At 56.8% G+C, this 16990-nt stretch carries 16 protein-coding genes; 4 read left to right on the top strand and 12 right to left on the bottom strand.

The features are described 5' to 3' along the window. Positions 1-15 precede the first annotated feature (15 nt). From ACRBB0_RS06170 to ACRBB0_RS06150, 5 genes are all read right to left on the bottom strand, one after another. On the bottom strand, positions 16-600 hold the full coding sequence (locus ACRBB0_RS06170) for an HNH endonuclease (protein ID WP_431373534.1): 585 nt from the start codon (positions 598-600) through the stop codon (positions 16-18). A gap of 195 nt (positions 601-795) precedes the next feature. Beyond that, entirely contained in the window at positions 796-2703 is a 1908-nt protein-coding gene (locus tag ACRBB0_RS06165) for a calcium-binding protein (RefSeq protein ID WP_431373533.1), read from the bottom strand. Between the two features lie 185 nt (positions 2704-2888). Then, positions 2889-3554 carry an alpha/beta hydrolase gene (locus ACRBB0_RS06160; protein ID WP_431373532.1) on the bottom strand — a complete coding sequence of 222 codons (666 nt, stop codon included), beginning with the start codon at positions 3552-3554 and terminating at the stop codon, positions 2889-2891. After that, positions 3551-4192: a DNA-3-methyladenine glycosylase family protein gene (locus ACRBB0_RS06155; RefSeq protein ID WP_431373531.1), complete on the bottom strand. Its 642-nt coding sequence runs from the start codon at positions 4190-4192 to the stop codon at positions 3551-3553. The genes ACRBB0_RS06160 and ACRBB0_RS06155 overlap by 4 nt, the downstream gene beginning before the upstream one ends. Continuing rightward, positions 4174-4863: a precorrin-6A/cobalt-precorrin-6A reductase gene (locus ACRBB0_RS06150; RefSeq protein ID WP_431373530.1), complete on the bottom strand. Its 690-nt coding sequence runs from the start codon at positions 4861-4863 to the stop codon at positions 4174-4176. The genes ACRBB0_RS06155 and ACRBB0_RS06150 overlap by 19 nt, the downstream gene beginning before the upstream one ends. Positions 4864-5107: 244 nt before the next feature. Here ACRBB0_RS06150 and ACRBB0_RS06145 point away from each other — a divergent pair, with 244 nt between their 5' ends. Both ACRBB0_RS06145 and amt read left to right on the top strand, forming a co-directional pair. Continuing rightward, on the top strand, positions 5108-6397 hold the full coding sequence (locus ACRBB0_RS06145) for an MFS transporter (protein ID WP_431373529.1): 1290 nt from the start codon (positions 5108-5110) through the stop codon (positions 6395-6397). A gap of 113 nt (positions 6398-6510) precedes the next feature. Then, complete coding sequence (gene amt / locus ACRBB0_RS06140) at positions 6511-8862, top strand: ammonium transporter (RefSeq protein WP_431373528.1); 2352 nt, start codon at positions 6511-6513, stop codon at positions 8860-8862. 266 nt (positions 8863-9128) lie between these two features. Here the strand turns inward: amt and ACRBB0_RS06135 are convergent, their stop codons facing one another. The 7 genes from ACRBB0_RS06135 to ACRBB0_RS06105 form a co-directional block, all read right to left on the bottom strand. Further along, complete coding sequence (locus ACRBB0_RS06135; RefSeq protein WP_431373527.1) at positions 9129-9917, bottom strand: squalene/phytoene synthase family protein; 789 nt, start codon at positions 9915-9917, stop codon at positions 9129-9131. After that, entirely contained in the window at positions 9914-10633 is a 720-nt protein-coding gene (locus ACRBB0_RS06130; protein WP_431373526.1) for a class I SAM-dependent methyltransferase, read from the bottom strand. Before ACRBB0_RS06130 ends, ACRBB0_RS06135 begins: the two co-directional genes overlap by 4 nt. Continuing rightward, positions 10633-12249 carry a citramalate synthase gene (cimA, locus tag ACRBB0_RS06125; protein ID WP_431373525.1) on the bottom strand — a complete coding sequence of 539 codons (1617 nt, stop codon included), beginning with the start codon at positions 12247-12249 and terminating at the stop codon, positions 10633-10635. The genes ACRBB0_RS06130 and cimA overlap by 1 nt, the downstream gene beginning before the upstream one ends. Continuing rightward, positions 12246-12488: a hypothetical protein gene (locus ACRBB0_RS06120; protein ID WP_431373524.1), complete on the bottom strand. Its 243-nt coding sequence runs from the start codon at positions 12486-12488 to the stop codon at positions 12246-12248. The genes cimA and ACRBB0_RS06120 overlap by 4 nt, the downstream gene beginning before the upstream one ends. A gap of 56 nt (positions 12489-12544) precedes the next feature. Beyond that, complete coding sequence (gene cysS, locus ACRBB0_RS06115; RefSeq protein ID WP_431373523.1) at positions 12545-13939, bottom strand: cysteine--tRNA ligase; 1395 nt, start codon at positions 13937-13939, stop codon at positions 12545-12547. A 206-nt stretch (positions 13940-14145) separates the two neighbouring features. Next, positions 14146-15027 carry a DMT family transporter gene (locus ACRBB0_RS06110; protein WP_431373522.1) on the bottom strand — a complete coding sequence of 294 codons (882 nt, stop codon included), beginning with the start codon at positions 15025-15027 and terminating at the stop codon, positions 14146-14148. 139 nt (positions 15028-15166) lie between these two features. Continuing rightward, positions 15167-15547 (bottom strand): VOC family protein, encoded by a 381-nt coding sequence (locus ACRBB0_RS06105; protein WP_431373521.1) that lies wholly within the window; start codon positions 15545-15547, stop codon positions 15167-15169. Positions 15548-15634: 87 nt separating this feature from the next. Here ACRBB0_RS06105 and soxR point away from each other — a divergent pair, with 87 nt between their 5' ends. After that, the gene (soxR, locus tag ACRBB0_RS06100) at positions 15635-16087 is read left to right on the top strand and encodes a redox-sensitive transcriptional activator SoxR (RefSeq protein WP_431373520.1); all 453 of its coding nucleotides are present in this window, start codon (positions 15635-15637) and stop codon (positions 16085-16087) included. Between the two features lie 182 nt (positions 16088-16269). After that, positions 16270-16968, top strand: coding sequence for an alpha/beta fold hydrolase (locus ACRBB0_RS06095; protein ID WP_431373519.1), 699 nt, complete (start codon positions 16270-16272; stop codon positions 16966-16968). Positions 16969-16990 lie beyond the last annotated feature (22 nt).

The raw sequence follows: 16990 nt of genomic DNA, 5'->3' as shown, positions 1-16990 counted from the left end.
CCAAGTTTCGGGCCTTTAGGCATCTAGTTCGGCATCCCAATACAGGTAATCCACCCAGCTTTCATGCAAGTGGTTGGGGGGAAACCTCCGGCCCATATTGAGCAATTCCGGGGCCGATGGTTGACGCGGCGGTTTGCGCAGGGCCATGCTGGTCTGACGCAAACTGCGCGACCCCTTCTTGAGATTACAGGGCGAACAGGCTGCCACAACATTTTCCCAAGATGTCACACCACCCGCGGCGCGCGGAATCACGTGGTCAAAGGTCAGGTCGGACTTGGTTCCGCAATACTGGCAGCGAAATTCATCCCTCAGAAAAAGATTAAAGCGCGTGAAGGCCACGCGCTTTCTAGGTTGAACAAAATCTTTCAGGACGACCACGCTGGGAATTTTCAGCGTCAGACTGGGGCTTCGCACCACCTCGTCATATTCGGCAACGATGTCGACCCTGTCCAAAAACGCAGCCTTTACCGCATCTTGCCAAGGCCAAAGGCTCAGAGGGTAATAAGACAGCGGGCGATAATCCGCATTTAACACCAAGGCAGGATGCTGTTTGAGCGCCCCTGCCTCTCTTACAAATTCAGTTCTGAAATTACCGTCCATTGGGGACTCTTTCCTCGCCCTGTCACCTAACCGCTAGTGACTGGGGCGGGAACACCGCCCCAACCTCTGAAAACACTATATCTCGCGTTTGAGCTCTGGCAACCCCCGCTAGATAGAGTATTCAGACTTCTGCTACCGTGTTTCTATGTCTCTGATGTGACAGTGTCCCTGAGGGCAGAGGACGCGCACCCAAATCTAGGGGGATACCTGGAACTGCGCCGCCAATTCCCCTTGATAGGTTATATCTGGTGAGCGGTTGAAGTCCCCATAGGTGCCGTAAGTTCCGTCATCAGTAAGAAAACCATCCTCGGCTCCCAAGTCAAAGCGCCCGATAACGTTGAATTCAGGCACAGCGTCGCCAGCAGGCCGCAAACCTACAAACTCTAGCCCAATGGCATTCGCCATCTCCGGCGTGATCTCCCCCTCAAAGCTCTCATTAAATTGGATGAGATAGGTATATCCCGAATCTGTGTAGCTAGATCCGCCACCAACGCCCTCGTTCACCGTCAGTTCCATAATTTGACCGCCGGACTCCGGCAGAACAATGTGCATCTGATCGTCTTGATCACTAAAATCAAAGGCGGTAAGCGCGCTGTCTTGTGTCACATCGCTAAGGTCAAGATTGATGACATCTGCACCGTGACTTGCCGCAACATGACCACCAATACCGATGCTAACCGTATCGTCACCCTCACCCGGATCAACAAACGTCGCTGTCATCCCCGCATCAAGAGAGTCATCTGCGGTGCCAAGATCAACCGATGCCCCGCCAAAGCCGGTCTCAACAACCACGGTGTCATCCCCCGCCCCGGTCTCAAGCCATTGAGGAGCATCGACGACAATCGAATCCGCTCCAACCGTTCCGGTCGCCAAAGCGCCCATAGGCACCATCGTACGTTCCTCCCAGGACAGACCGTCGGCATCAAAATAGAAAATATCATCAACAGTCAGATCGGTACGACCCTCAATTCGAATAGTTCCCTGATGCGCCCCCGTGTCCGGGTCAAGCAAACGCACTTCAGTGTGGCCTTGATCAGTGTCGGGCAAGAGCTCTATGTCAAAGACCCCGTCAATCCCGGCGTCATCCAAATTGGCGACCCCCAAGGCGTCTTCCGATGGATCAAAATCGGTAACGGTCAAGATTGGTTCGTTTGAGGCCACATCGTCGTTGGCACCAATCGCGATGCGAAACTCATCAGCCCCCGCGCCACCTGTCATAGTTCCGCCCGGACTAGGCTGGTTATTTAGACTGCCATAGGCCAGCAGCGCGTCATCGCCCTCACCGCCTTCAAGCTCGGCATTCAAGCCGGATATGACGATGTCATCCCCCGATCCACCATCCATGACCTCGGCCCCAAACAAAGTGTCATTGCCTGCGTCGCCAAAAATGTCATCTCCATACTGCAGGTAGTCGTCGCCCTCGCCGCCGTGAATGGTAACACCGTTTGACCCATGGATCGTATCGTCACCGGCACCGCCATCGTAGGTGCCCGTGACATTTCCAGAATAGGTTGACGAATAAACGTCATCGTCACCGTCGCCGCCGTAAAGCTCAACATCTTGTGCGTTAGAGACGTAAAACCGGTCCTGACCCTCACCGCCCAACACAGTGGAGTTCGTTCCTGAAACGCTTACGTTGTCGTTTCCGCCCCCAGCATGCAGAAGGTGCCCATCCCCCAAACTGACCGACAGGTAATCGTCGCCGTCATTGCCATAAGCTGACGAATTGTCCCCCTCGCTCAGATAGAGATGATCGTCGCCCTCTCCGCCATGCAAAAGCGCCATATCTCCGTTAGAGCGCAGTTGATCATCGCCCTCGCCGCCATAAAGCTCCGTTTGATCAAACCCGCCACCGTTCAACGTGTCGTTGCCTGCATCAGAGCGAATGATGTCACCGTCAGTTTGCGCGACGATTTCTTCTGAAACGGCGGTGCCGGTGACGGGCGCGCCCTCGGGCTCTGTAGGTTCGGGATACAAATCCTCAGGATCAATCGGCTCAACAGGATCAGGGCTTGGGCTTTCCCCATCTGACCCATCGTCGCTATCCCCCATCATCATGGCCAAAAGACCAACGGCCAAAAGACCCAACAAAGCGACAGTCAAAACACCACCTTTAGCATAAATTTAGGCGCACTCTTCACCCGCGCGGATTGGCGTCAATCCAAACACCACAGTGTTTCCAAATGAGAGCCAATACCCAAAAAAACAGCCGACTGTTGCGCAAAACTCACCAAAAAAGACGCCGCACCTTGCGGCACGGCGTCAAATTTTCGAACTGTCAAAGGCCCTTAGAACCCGCATTTATCCCGCAAAAACGCCAAAGACACGGACAAACCATCCGGCGCTATGCCATGGGCGGTGCCTTCTTGGATATGGGCAAAGACCTCTTTGAAACCGGCGTTTTGCAAGCCTTCGGCGGCTTCGGGTAACGATTGCACAGGCACCACGTCATCCTGATCGCCATGCACCAAAAGGATCGGCATTTTGCTGACCACTTCGTCGGCCAATAGTTCGGGCTGGAGCAAGCGCCCGGAAAAGGCGACAAGCCCAGCAACCGGGTCTTCGCGACGCGGGGCCACATGCAGAGCCATCATCGTGCCTTGGCTAAAGCCAAAGATTGCCACCTGTTCGGGCAGCAGATCTTCGTCCACCATCAAGGCATCCAAAAAGGCGTTCAGGTCCTGAACCGCGCGGTCCATGCCTTCCATGCTTTCCTCTTCGGACGAGCCATCAATCCACGGGATCGGGAACCATTGGAACCCCATCGGTGACCCGGCGCAGTCTTCGGGCGCATCGGGGGCCACAAACAACGTGTCGGGAAGATGTTCCCCCAAAGGATCCGCAAGACCCAGCAAATCAGCCCCATTGGCCCCATAGCCATGCAGGAAGACCACGCAAGAGCGCGTTTCGCCTGATACCGGTTCTTTGCGGCCTGCTTTTAGTACACGTGTCATGTGATGCCCTCTCGATCCTTTGCGACATGGTAGTAGGCAAAGAGCGTGCGGGCCGCAACCGCTCTCCATGGGCTCCAGTCTTGTGCCATTTGGCGCAGGGCCCGCTCTTTTGGGCGCTCAGGCAGATCAAACAGGATGCGCGCCGCCTCTTGAAGCGCGAGATCACCAGGGGCAAAGACATCGGCCCTCCCCAGAGAAAACATGCAATAGATTTCAGCGGTCCATACACCGATGCCTTTGACCGCCACCAAGGTTTTGACGATCTGCGCATCGGGCATACCGCGTAAGGCGTTGAAATCAATGTCGGCTTCGGCCAATGCCAAAGCATAAGTCGCCTTTTGGCGTGACAGGCCAAGCGCGCGCAAACTGTCTTCGGTTTCGCCCCGCACGGCCTCGGGGGTGACCATACCCGCGCTTTCAAGCCGCCCCCAAATGGCCCGAGCCGAGGCGACACTCACCTGTTGGCTGACAATGGCGCTGAGCAATTGCGCAAACCCGTCCTCTCGTAACCGCAACGGCAACGGCCCCGTCGCCTTGAGCGCCGTTGCAAAACGCGGCTCATGCGCCGCCAGCCATGCGGCCCCTTCGGCCACACAGGCATCTGACGTGATGATCCTGCCTATTCCTGATTCAGCCATTCCAACGCCTCCGCCACTGTTTCAACACAAGGCCCCCCTGGCCAAGCTGGCCGTGTGACCATCGCCACACGCAACCGCAATCGCCGCGCCGCCTCCAGTTTCGGGTAGCCTCCCGGCCCTCCTGCATTGCGCAAGAGCAGCCAATCAATCCGTTCCTTGCGCAAAAACCGCATCTCCTGGGCCACGCGAAACGGCCCCCGCGCATCGACAAACCGCCCATATTTCAACGGAAACGCCCCTTCACCACGTCGCAACCGCCGGGCGATGACATGCGCATTGAGAGCCTTAAGATTGGGCAGTCCGGCGCGCCCCAATGTGGTCAAAACCCGCGCGCCGGGCTCTATAACCTCTGCGGCCTGCGCTTCGTTGCGCACTGGTACCCAAGTGTCGCCCCGCGTCGGGGTCCACACCGGACGGCGTATCGTCAGCGTCGGAACACCGGCCCGTTGCGCCGCGCGATACGCCTTCCAAGCTGCAGTGGCATCACAGGGATGCGGGGCAATAATGACCGCACGACATTGCGGTGGAAGCTGCATAGCCCCGCTTTGCACGGCACAAGGCCAATCACGCGGCACCCGCTCCTCCTCGGGCAACCACACCAAAGCCTCCGCCATACCTGAGGCCACGCCCCATGCCTCTGCAGAACCACCGATAATGAAAACTGTTCCCATCCGCCCTTGTTAGCCGGGCAATTTGCAAAACCCAAGACCAAGGCGATTTGACCCTGTCTCATCCGCAGCCAGCGGCTTTTTCGCATCAGCTTTTTCGCGTCATGGGGCCTCGTTTCGCTGCTCATGCATGCGAAAGCATTCCTTGGACCAACGCCCCGACTGCGATCACCTTTCTCAGTCACTTCCGCTTGAAACATTCAATCATATCTTGTGGACTACGTCACATAGCCTTACCCATTCTCCCATGACCCAAGTTGATGATACCCGCGCCCGCCGCAATGTGACCGTTCTCGTTCTGGCGCAAGCCATTTTGGGCGCGCAAATGCCGATGATCTTTACGGTCGGAGGTTTGGCCGGACTGCAGCTCGCTCCGAATCCGTGTTTTGCGACACTGCCTATTTCCTTGATCGTGCTTGGCTCAATGCTCGCGGCCACACCGGTTTCCAACTTCATGCAAAGCCATGGTCGGCGCGCCGGTTTCCTTTTGGGCGCGTTCATGGGGGCTTTTGGTGCGGCGATTTCGGCCTTTGGGCTCTATCAGGCCAATTTCGCCATATTCCTGATGGGGAGCCTCGTCACCGGTGTCTATATGTCCGCCCAAGGCTTCTACCGCTTTGCCGCCGCAGATACCGCCTCTGATGATTACCGCCCCAAGGCGATTTCTTACGTCATGGCGGGGGGCTTGATGGCGGCTGTTATTGGCCCGCAACTTGGCAATTTTTCGTCTCTCGCCTTTGGTCCCATCCCATTCTTTGGCACCTATCTGACCGTGGCGCTTTTGAATGCGCTTGGGGCTGGGTTGTTCTTTTTCCTCGATATTCCAAAACCTCCCAAACCCGCTGCAGATGCCCCACAGGGCCGGACCCGGCTTGAAATGCTGCGCACCCCGCGCATTGCGGTCGCGATCATCGCCGCCATGGTGTCTTATGCTTTGATGAACCTGGTCATGACCTCAACCCCACTGGCCGTTGTGGGCTGTGGATTGACTGGCGAAACCGAAATTCCCGGCTTTATTTCCAAGTTGTTGCCCGAAGGCGGTACATTGCGCGAAAAGTTCACCTTTATCGCCGGTTACGTGGTGACAGCCCATGTTCTCGCAATGTATGTCCCAAGCTTTTTCACCGGTCATCTGATTGCCCGATTTGGGAGCGAGAAAGTCATCGCAACCGGCTTGGTTATCTTGGCCGGAGCAGGTTTCGTCGCGCTTCAAGGTGTTGATCTTGAAAACTTCTTTATCGCTTTGATCCTGCTGGGGATCGGGTGGAACTTTGGCTTTATCGGTGCGACCGCGATGCTTGCAGGGGCCCATATCACAGAAGAACGCGGACGCCTGCAAGGGATGAATGATTTAATCGTCTTTGGCGGCGTGACTTTTGCATCGCTGAGCTCGGGCGGATTGATGAACTGTTCTGGTGGCTCTGCGCAACAAGGCTGGATGGCCGTAAACATTGCGATGGTGCCTTTCCTGGCTTTGGCCGGTGCCGCCCTGATTTGGCTGGTACTGCGCCCAAAAGATCAAATTGAAATGACGTAAACCACAGGCGTGGCCAGTTTCCCGCCTGTTTGGCTGCCGATGGTAAGATGATTTAAAGACTCCGATTGTACCAATATCGGAGTCTTTAATCGTTTATTCGTTTGGCCTGTGTCATGTCTCTGCTTTTTATTTCCAATCAAACCGCGCCGATTTTGCAATCTCAAAACGACGCCAATCACATTTGGATACTCATCGCCACTGGGCTTGTGCTCTTTATGCAGGCTGGGTTCCTATTGCTTGAAGCCGGAATTACCCGGTCAAAAAACTCAATATCAGTTGCCCAAAAGAATTTGGCAGACTTATGTGTCTCCGTCTGCGCTTTCTTCTTAGTTGGGTTTGGTTTGATGTTTGGCCCAAGTTTGGGCTGGTTTGGCTGGGCCCCAAAAACGACGCTCACCATGACCGAGAGTTGGCCGCTGATTTTCTTTTCATTCCAAGCTGTTTTCGCCGGGACTGCCGCGACTATTATGTCTGGTGCCGTTGCCGAACGGATGCGGTTTGGGGCCTATTTGATCATGGCCGCGTTGTTGGCGGGTCTGTTTTATCCGCTCTTTGGGCATTGGGCCTGGGGCAACCTGCTGGACCCAACTAATCCTGCTTGGCTTGCGGATCGCGGCTTTATGGATTTTGCCGGTTCGAGCGTTGTCCATGCGGCCGGCGGCTGGTTTGCGCTTGGGGTCATAATCGTTTTGGGCCCTCGGGTCGGGCGCTTTGGCCCAAATGGAAAACCCGTTGCAATGAACGGTCATTCCTTGGTGCTCAGCGCTGCTGGGGCGGTCATTTTGCTCTTTGGTTGGTTTGGGTTTAACGCTGGCTCGACTGTTTCGGCCGATGCCAGTGTCGCTGCAATTCTGGCAAATACCCTGATCGCAGCCGTCTTTGGAGGCGCGGCAGGGATGCTCATCGGCCGCGTGATTGACGGCTTCTTTTTACCCCATCGCGGCATCAATGGCCTGTTGGGCGGCTTGGTTGGCATTACCGCTGGCTGCGCCTTTGTCGACCTGCAAGGGGCCATGGCAATCGGGGTTATTTGCGGCCTTGTGGCGAGCCTGAGCGAAGCCGCCCTATTGCGGTTCGCCAAGCTTGACGATGTGGTCGGAGCCGTTGCCGTTCATGGGGTTTGCGGTGCTGCAGGAACCCTGTTGCTTGCATTTTTCGCCCCAATTGATGTTTTGGCGGCTGGCGGCCGAATGGCGCAGATTTCAATTCAATTGCAAGGTGTTGCGATCAACTTCGCCCTCTTTTTTGGCGCAGGTTTCTTGATCGCTTTGGTGCTCAACAAAATGGGACTTCTCCGCATTCCCCATGAAGATGAAATGCGTGGACTAAATATCTCGGAACATGGTGTCACTATGTCCACCGGTGCGCTCCAAGAGGCTTTGGCACGTATCACGATGGTCGATCGGGATTTGACCAAACGGTTGGACAATACGGGCGGCGATGACGGGGCTGAGATCGCTGGTATCATCAATCCGTTTTTGGTTGAAATGCAGCGCACGCTACAAAATGTGCGCGAACACGCAGGTGAAGTGAACAAAGCCTCCGAAAGCCTGCTGATTTTATCCCAAGATTGCGCCACACAAAGCGGACAATTGTCCGATACCAGCCGGCAAATGCTTGGCTCTGCGCAGGCTTTGACCACGGGCGCCGATCAGGCCAGCCAGGTTGTCACCCAGGTCCGCATGCAAGCCGATAACCTCGCCGAAAAATCCAGCACCCTTGCATCTCAAATGGCCGACTTAACCCTGACTGTGCGCAATATGTCTTTGACCATCAAAGAGATTAGCTCAGATGCACAAGGGGCAAAAACAGCGACCCAAACCGCCCTCAAAACATCAACGGAAAGTCTTGAAAAGATTGGAACTCTGGCGGAAACCACGGAAGCGGTCGAGGAGGTTTTGACCCAAATTCGCGAAATTGCGGACAAAACCATTCTGCTGTCTCTAAATGCCCGCGTTGAAGCCGCGCGCAGCGGCAGCGCCGGGCGCGGCTTTGCCATTGTGGCTCAAGAAGTCGCTGAATTGTCGCATCGCACGCAAACCGCTGCAGGAACCATTACTGAGCGGATCGCCCATATGAAGGCGGGAAGCCTCGATGCTCTCGAAGGGATGCGGACAGTTGGGTCGGTTCTGCGCGATTTGTCCCAAGACATGAGCCGGGTCAGCGATGCAACCACCCAGCAGGATGCCGCCATTGAGCAACTCGAATCCGTTGCCGAAACCGGATCTCAGCTGGCTGATAATTTGAATAGCGACATCAGCGCCCTGCGTGACGGAACCAACAAGATTGCCCAATTCACCGACTCTGTGCGCCGCGACAGCGCCCAGTCCCAAGACCTGGCCAGCGATCTGCAAGCCGGGGCGGAACGCGGAAAATCCAATGCTGAGGATATCGCACAATCCTCAACAAATCTGGCCAAGGATTCTGAACATCTCAACGCCGCTGCTCGGCGCTATCGGGCCTAGGGCCTAGACCTATCACTCTTCGACCTCAGCAACGGAAATTCTGCGACGTCAGAGACTTGCCTTCCGAGGTCACGACTTCTGTCATAGCGAGGGACGCACGCCGCTGATCTCGTGCTGGTCCTTTGTCCTTTGGGTGGCGTGAATTTTGCGCCCCACTGCGTCATATCATCTTGAAACAGAAAGACTATTCCTGCGACGACATTCCTTGTGAGATAAAAACTCCGCGCCACTGAGGCTGAACAATGAATGGTCCACCCCCTAGCGCATCACCAGCGCCCTGTTAATTGAACCCATGCCTTGCGCGCTCGTTGTTTGGCCTCAGACGGAAGCAATTCTCCCGTAGCCACCAAGACTGGTTGGTGCTTTGCACGCTTGAGAACCGGGCCGGTCATCCAGCCCGCCCACAAGGCTGGCGATGCTTGGGTCGATACGGCCCCACGCATCGACCGCGCCTCGGCCAAGGCCTCCAACCCACGTTGCGCCAAGGCCTGAACCGCCTCAGGGCGGCCATCGACCAACGGCACTCGTTTCGCCGCTTCCAAATCTGGGACGGCTCGCAAGAAATTTGCAAGCCCCGTGGCCCAGCCCAGCGCCCGTGCCGCGCGACCATCCTGATCGCCCAGCGCCCGCGCGGCTTGTTCCATCAGCAGACCGGAGGTGTTGGCGATATACGCGTCGAAAGCAGCTTGATCCTCGAACGCATCGCGGTAAATGTCCCAACGTCGCGCCAAAACCAGCTCATCCAAGGCCTTGGCGCCCTCTGCATCCAGCACCATCGCCAAAGGTGTCACAACCTCATGGCGCCGCACAAACCCGCCGCTGGCGATTTCAGCCAAGGCATCGCGCCACCATTGCAGCCGCATTTCCGCAATCATGTCCTCTTGGGTCACCCAAGGGGCTCGGCTGATTTCCACATTCATTGCGTAGATTGGGAACAACACCACACGCGCCGCAACCGGCGCGGCCATCACAGCGGCAAAGCGATCCGGGTCACCACGCTCAACGATTTTAGCGCAGGCGACAAGATCGGGGTTGTTTTGAAACGGATCACTCATGATGGTTTGACCGCAACGATTTGGGCATAGCCAAATGCCCGCTTGTTGGCACGCCACATGGCCGCCTCGGCGACCGCATCGTTAAGCACCTTGGCAAGATCTGCTCCGGCTTCTGGTCGCAGCATTTCAATGCGCTGATCCAAAGGTGTGTAATAGGCCTCCCACGCGTCATCCGAGACCGTCGATGATGCGATCAGATCAAAACCTGCGGCCCGCACACGCGCCTCCAGCCGCGGAACCGGGCCAATATCGGCATATTCGGTCTCAAGCGCCCGGCGCAAAGGCTCATCAGGGTCCGGTACAAGAAACACCAGCTCCGAGAAGATCAACGCACCGCCCGGAGTCAAACGATCGTACATTTCCGACAGGGCCCTTTCGATGCCAAGGAAATACAGCGCCCCGGCCGACCAGATCAAATCAAACGGGCCGGTCTGATCAAGCATGTCGCAACATAGCGCAGTCACGCGCGGGTCTGCCCCCCAGCGCTCCTTTACTTGATCAATGAACTGCGCGCAGCCATCAACAGCGGTCACATGACCGTCAGGCGCATGCGCCAACAGCCCGCCGATATCTGCACCCGGGCCACAGCCCGCATCCAAAATACGGGCCTGATCAGAGAGCGTGATCTGGGCGATGGCCGCGTCAAGATCGGCCCGGCACCCAGGCCCTTCGCGCGGCAAATCACGGTGCAACGTGAAAAACGGTGACTCCGCCATTAGCGCGCCCCGTCCCGAACAAGTTTCCAGCGCACCGCATCAAGCAGTGCTTCAAACGAGGCATCCACGATATTCGCGCTGACCCCAACAGTCGCCCAGCGCCGCCCCTGTCCGTCTTCGCTGTCAATGATCACACGTGTCACAGCGGCGGTGCCGCCTTGGGTGATGCGCACTTTGAAATCGACCAGACGCATGTCGTCAATCATCGCCTGATAAGGGCCGAGATCTTTTGCCAATGCTTTGGACAAGGCATTAACCGGGCCACGATCAGACCCGAATTCATCCATGCTCTCGCTGACCGACAGTTTCTTGTCGTCACCGATTTTGACAACAACAACCGCCTCAGACAGCGACACCATTTGGTTATATTTGTTTTTGCGCCGCTCAACCGACACCCGGTAACGTTTGACTTCGAACAGGTCAGGCATTTGCCCCAGAACGTCGCGCGCCAAAAGCTCAAATGACGCCTGTGCGGTGTCATAGGAATACCCGATTGCCTCGCGTTCTTTGACACGCTCAAGGATCAGACTTAGGCCGGAATGATCCTTGGGCACATCCAATCCGGCTTCGGCCAGACGTCTGCGCAGGTTTGATTGCCCGGCTTGGTTGGACATCGGCACAATGCGCCGATTGCCGACGATGCTTGGATCGATATGTTCATAGGTGGTCGGATCTTTGAGGATCGCGCTGGCATGCAACCCGGCCTTGTGGGCAAAGGCCGAGGCACCGACATAGGGCGCTTGTTTCATCGGCACCCGGTTAAGGATTTCGTCCAACATCCGACTGATCCGCGTCAGGTTTTGCAACGTCTCGCGTTTGACACCAATGTCATAGGCACTGGCGTATGGTTCCTTGAGCAGCAGCGTCGGGATCAGCGTGGTCAAATTGGCATTGCCACAGCGCTCTCCCAGACCGTTCAACGTCCCCTGGATTTGACGCGCACCGGCGTCGACAGCCGCAAGGCTACAGGCCACAGCGTTTTCGGTATCATTATGGGTGTGAATGCCAAGATAATCACCGGGGATGCCCGCCGCGATCACATCGCGCGTGATTTGCCCGACTTCATGCGGCAAAGTCCCGCCATTGGTGTCGCAAAGCACAACCCAGCGCGCTCCGGCCTCATAGGCGGCTTTGACGGCCATGAGCGCATAATCAGGATTGCCCTTGTAGCCGTCAAAGAAATGCTCGGCGTCATAAAGCGCCTCGCGCCCCTGCGCGACGATATGGGCAATCGAGGCGCGGATGTTGTCTAGGTTTTCCTCAAGCGTGATGCCCAGCGCCGTGGTGACGTGGAAATCATGGCTCTTGCCCACCAGACACACCGCTTGGGTCCCGGCGTTCAACACAGCCGCCAAAACATCGTCATTTTCTGCGGAACGTCCGGCGCGTTTGGTCATGCCAAAGGCGGTCATGGTCGCGCGGGTCTTGGGCGCATCATCGAAAAACGCACTGTCGGTCGGGTTCGCCCCGGGCCAGCCACCTTCGATGTAATCCACGCCCAGCTCATCCAACGCAGCAGCAATACGCAGCTTTTCCTCGGTCGAAAACTGCACGCCTTGGGTTTGCTGGCCATCCCGCAGGGTGGTGTCGTAGAGGTAGAGTTTTTCACGTGTCATAGGTCTGCCAATGCTTCGTAAGTCTGCGCGTTGAAATCCGGGACAAGCGACCATGTCCAACGGTCGCCGTTTTTATGAACGGTAACACCGACGGCTTCGAGATGTTCACGCATTGCCTTGGAAAGCTCTAAATCCTTTGGGTCGTTTGAAGTGGAATTGATCATGGCATCAATCCAGCCATCCAACCGTTGGTAGACAAAATCGGTCCATTCGCGATGTGTGAAATCGGTACGATACATTCCCCTCCCCTCTGGAGAACCCGCACCATCGCCCCCGGAAGCGATGACATGTTCCGTCATACTAATCCCTCCAGTTTCGCCGCATCGAAACCCGGCCCCGGCACAAGCTCAACACCGGCCTTGGACATGCGCACTTCAACACCGGCATCAATAAGGGCCGTTTTCATCCGGTCCACTTCGGAGAAATCCTTGGTTTCCATGGCGGATGCGCGAATTCCCTCTAGTTTGTCAGCCAGGGGAAGGAGATCAATGTCCGGCCCAGCCACCCATTCAGGAACACCATTCTCCAAAAAGCCCAAGAATTTAAGGCTTGCTCGCAAAGTCGGTTGATCATTGGCATGTGACAGCTGGTGAAGCTCCGAAATCGCGCCAGCTGTGTTCAAGTCATCTGCCAAAGCATTCAGAACTCCAACATATGGCGTTTCATTGTCCAATGCTTCAGAAGCCTGACGATACCACTTGCGAAGTGTCGCCTCGGCCTCGGCGCGTTTCTTGTCGGTCCAATCCATCGGCTTGCGGTAATGCGTCGACAGCATCACAAAGCGGATCACCTCCCCTGGCACGCCCTGTTCCAACAAATCACGCACGGTAAAGAAGTTGCCCAAGGACTTGGACATCTTCTTGCCCTCAACCTGCAACATCTCGTTGTGCAACCAGACCCGTGCAAATTCAGCGTCAGGATGGGCACAGCAGCTTTGCGCGATCTCATTCTCATGGTGTGGGAATGTCAGATCATTGCCGCCGCCATGAATATCAAAGGACGGGCCCAACAGCTCGTAGCTCATCGCCGAGCATTCGATATGCCAGCCCGGACGCCCCCGGCCCCACGGGCTCTCCCAGCCGGGTAAATCATCGGTCGAGGGCTTCCATAGGACAAAATCCATCGGGTCTTCTTTGAACGGGGCCACTTCGACCCGCGCCCCGGCGATCATATCATCAACCGAGCGCCCCGACAGCGCGCCGTAATCCTTGTAGGACCGCACCCGGAACAACACATGCCCCTCGGCGGCATAGGCGTGATCCTTGGCAATCAGGTCCGAAATCATCGCAATCATCTGGCCGATATATTCGGTTGCGCGCGGCTCATGATCGGGTCGCGCCGCCCCAAGCGCATCCATATCCTGATGATACCACGCGATGGTCTCGCTGGAACGCTCATGTACAAGCTCTTCCAACGTGCCCTCTGCCCCGGCCTCTTTGCGCGCGACCGCGGTGGCGTTGATCTTGTCATCGACGTCGGTGAAATTGCGCACATAGGTGACGTGTTCATCCCCGTAAACATGGCGCAACAACCGTTGCAGCACATCAAACACCAAAACCGGACGGGCATTGCCCAGGTGCGCGCGGTCATAGACCGTCGGACCACAAAGGTAGAGCCGGACATTTTTCGGATCGATCGGTTCGAACCGCTCTTTCTTGCGGGTTTTGCTATTGGTTAGCTGAATGTCCATTTCGCTCACGTCCTATCAAAGGGGTCGTGGCGGGCATAGCTTGTCTGGTCAGGAAATAGAAGGTTCGAAACAAGAGAAGGTGCCCGCCAATGCCGGGCCCGTCTCAGGCACCGGACGATGTCAGGTGGTAATGCAACAGAGGATGATGCGGCTCTTGTTCATGGGGGTGTTGTGGCCCAAACCAAGGATGTCGTCAAGATGATCGCCTAGGAGCGGCCGCCACGAAATGTCACCAAAAGGGCCGCGCAGGTGATCAAAGCCACGCCGAGCAAGCCCAATGTGCCGGGCCATTGCGCGAAAATCAACAGATCAAGTCCCAGCGCCCAAACCATCCCGGTGAAATCAAAAGGGGCAAGAGCACTAACCGGGGCACGGGCAACCGCTTCGTTTGCCACAATATGGCCAATGCCCCCCGTGAGCCCAGCCGCGACCAACCAGCCCAAGGCCTCGGTCCCCAAAGGGGCCCAGCCAAAAGGCCATGTCATCACCCCAACCAAAGCAGCCACAATAGCAAAGTAAAACGCAATGGCTGAGCTGCTCTCGCTTTGGGTCATGCGTTTGGTATGCACACGAACAAAGGCCATGGTCCCCGCATAGCCCAGACCTGCGGCAATGCCGATCAACGTCCCCTGCCCCGCAAGTTCCAATGCCTCCCAGAGCAAGGCAATCACCCCGGCAAAGCCACAGGCAACCGCTGCGATAACCGCAAGGGTCAGTCTTTCACCCAACAGCAACGCCGCCAGAGGGAGTGTCAAAACCGGGGCCAGATAGGCCAGCGCCTGCGCATTTGCGACCGGCAGATACGCCAGCGACACAAAAGACAAAACCATGGAAAATGCCCCAAACAAAGAGCGCGTCAGATGCAAGCCCGGATGACGGGTGCGGAGGCCCTGCGGAAATTGCCCCAGCCAGATCAAATAGATCACAATGGGAATGATCGCCACAGCCGAGCGCCAGAACATGATCTGCCCGACCGGCACGGTTTTGGACGCGCCATGCACCGCTGCCGACATCATCACCATCAGCAAAGCCGCAAGCAGGCGCAGGGCAATCCCTTTGTGAAATTCGGAAAATGTGATCGCAAACATAAAACCGGGATCGCTGATCGCGCGCCCGGTTTCAAGTCAATTATGGTCCTGTTTTCGCCGCCAGGGACATGGCAAGCCAAGGCGCGGATGGACAAAGCGACACATGACTTGGCGCGGAGCCGTGTGAAACAAATACAGATCAATCATAGCTAACAATCTCATATTCCACCCCATCGGGACCGTCGAAATAGAACCTCTTGCCCGGCTCGTAATCGGCGTGGTTGTGCGGGATATACCCGAGCGCCTTGACCGTGGTTTCCACCGCGTCCAGATCATCGACAACGATGCCGATATGGTTCATCGCGCCACTGTGGTCGTAGCGGGGCGATTGCCCCTTGAGCGCCGGTTTTGGCGAATACACAGCCAGATAGCTGTCGTCGTCGCCCACATGGGCGGTGTAGCCATCATTGAGCGCCTTCCCCTCCCAGCGCACAGACCACCCAAACAGGGTAACAAGAAAGCTTGCGGTGGCTTTCGCGTCGGGAACGGTGAAATTTACATGTTCGAGTCGTGCTGACATCTGTTCTCTCCTAGTAAGTGATGGCTTTAGGATAATTCCTCAAGTACACTTGAGGGCAAGCAGTAAGAAGCTTTTAGGATCAATGAGATGAAAGCACGTGATTTAACAATAGGCGACATTTCGGCCCGAACCGGTCTCGCGGTGTCGGCTATTCGGCACTACGAATCAGAAGGCTTGGTGCATCCCTATCGCACCCAAACAGGTCAGCGCCGGTATGTGCGGGCCGATATCCGGCGGTTGTCCTTTGTGCTGATCGCTCAGCAGCTCGGCTTCACCTTGGCCGAAATTCGCGAACAGCTGGAACCACTGCCAAGCACACGGGGACCAAACAAGTCAGATTGGACGCGCATGTCGCGGCGCTTTGCCAAAGTGATTGATCAGCGCATCGCCACAATGCAACGTCTGCGCAACCGTCTTGATGGCTGCATCGGCTGCGGCTGTCTTTCGCTTGAGACATGCGTAATCTACAATAACGAAGACCGCGCGGCCAAGTCGGGGCCCGGACCGCGGCTTGTGCTTCAGGACAACTTGGATGACTGAACAGATGAAACCGGGCGACGTCACCCGACTTTCTCGACCACTCAAAAGGGCGGGTTTGTCTGATGCCCCTGGGGTGGTGGCCATGTGACACCGAAATGTGACACCCCCAAAGACGCGCGTGGCTCCTATCAGATCGTCGCCCCCGCTCCCGCCAAGACGCAACCGCACGAGGTATCAAACGCATGACACCGCTTTATTTACACGGCCTTCCCGGATCCGCTGCAGAGCTTGCGCTTGGATCATCCAATATCCCCGTTTTGGATCGCAACGCCCCAAGTTTTGCGCAATTGGCGCTGCGCCTGCCAGACGGGCCGCTGCATCTCATCGGCTTTTCCTTGGGCGCGGCCTGTGCTTTGCGGCTGGCCGTGCTTGCCCCTGACAAGATAGGCCAACTCACCCTGATTTCCGCAGCTGCGCCACTGGACCTTGGGGATTTCCTGCCGGATATGGCCGGGGCCGCCGTGTTTCGCGCGGCCCGCTCCCATGCCCAGCTCAGCGCCCTGACCGCAGTCCAATCCACCATGGCGCGGTTTACACCTGGTTTGATGGCCCGGATGTTGGCACGCGGCACAGCGCCACAAGAGGCAGGTTTGATCACAGGCCCCGCCGTGCAAACCGCCCTGTCCCAAGGGCTTACGGATAACAAACACATCTACCTGCGCGAACTGCCGGCCTATGTGCAGCCGTGGGCCCATCATCTAACGCAGGTCAGATGCCCGGTTGCTTTGATCCATGGTCAGGCCGATACATGGGCCCCACCCGCCATGGCACTGGCCTTGCACCACGCCCTGCCCGACGCAACATTGACGATGATGCCAGAGCTTGGACACTATGCCTGTTTGCAGCATGCCTTAAAACAGCAACCGGGCCCTTTCCAGTGAAAGAAGCCCGGCTCAGTTTTCG

The sequence above is a fragment of the Pelagimonas sp. genome, assembly GCF_050633425.1.
Taxonomy (GTDB): domain Bacteria; phylum Pseudomonadota; class Alphaproteobacteria; order Rhodobacterales; family Rhodobacteraceae; genus Pelagimonas.
This window is presented reverse-complemented; position numbering and strand designations above follow the sequence as displayed.

Excerpts from the sequence above, each read along its gene's own strand:
- soxR (WP_431373520.1), top strand. The coding sequence starts at position 15,635 with ATGAAAGCACGTGATTTAACAATAGGCGACATTTCGGCCCGAACCGGT.
- ACRBB0_RS06095 (WP_431373519.1), top strand. The coding sequence starts at position 16,270 with ATGACACCGCTTTATTTACACGGCCTTCCCGGATCCGCTGCAGAGCTT.
- ACRBB0_RS06105 (WP_431373521.1), bottom strand. The coding sequence starts at position 15,547 with ATGTCAGCACGACTCGAACATGTAAATTTCACCGTTCCCGACGCGAAA.
- ACRBB0_RS06150 (WP_431373530.1), bottom strand. The coding sequence starts at position 4,863 with ATGGGAACAGTTTTCATTATCGGTGGTTCTGCAGAGGCATGGGGCGTG.
- ACRBB0_RS06160 (WP_431373532.1), bottom strand. The coding sequence starts at position 3,554 with ATGACACGTGTACTAAAAGCAGGCCGCAAAGAACCGGTATCAGGCGAA.
- ACRBB0_RS06130 (WP_431373526.1), bottom strand. The coding sequence starts at position 10,633 with ATGGCGGAGTCACCGTTTTTCACGTTGCACCGTGATTTGCCGCGCGAA.
- ACRBB0_RS06145 (WP_431373529.1), top strand. The coding sequence starts at position 5,108 with ATGACCCAAGTTGATGATACCCGCGCCCGCCGCAATGTGACCGTTCTC.
- amt (WP_431373528.1), top strand. The coding sequence starts at position 6,511 with ATGTCTCTGCTTTTTATTTCCAATCAAACCGCGCCGATTTTGCAATCT.
- ACRBB0_RS06135 (WP_431373527.1), bottom strand. The coding sequence starts at position 9,917 with ATGAGTGATCCGTTTCAAAACAACCCCGATCTTGTCGCCTGCGCTAAA.
- cimA (WP_431373525.1), bottom strand. The coding sequence starts at position 12,249 with ATGACACGTGAAAAACTCTACCTCTACGACACCACCCTGCGGGATGGC.
- ACRBB0_RS06110 (WP_431373522.1), bottom strand. The coding sequence starts at position 15,027 with ATGTTTGCGATCACATTTTCCGAATTTCACAAAGGGATTGCCCTGCGC.
- ACRBB0_RS06120 (WP_431373524.1), bottom strand. The coding sequence starts at position 12,488 with ATGTATCGTACCGATTTCACACATCGCGAATGGACCGATTTTGTCTAC.
- ACRBB0_RS06170 (WP_431373534.1), bottom strand. The coding sequence starts at position 600 with ATGGACGGTAATTTCAGAACTGAATTTGTAAGAGAGGCAGGGGCGCTC.
- ACRBB0_RS06155 (WP_431373531.1), bottom strand. The coding sequence starts at position 4,192 with ATGGCTGAATCAGGAATAGGCAGGATCATCACGTCAGATGCCTGTGTG.
- cysS (WP_431373523.1), bottom strand. The coding sequence starts at position 13,939 with ATGGACATTCAGCTAACCAATAGCAAAACCCGCAAGAAAGAGCGGTTC.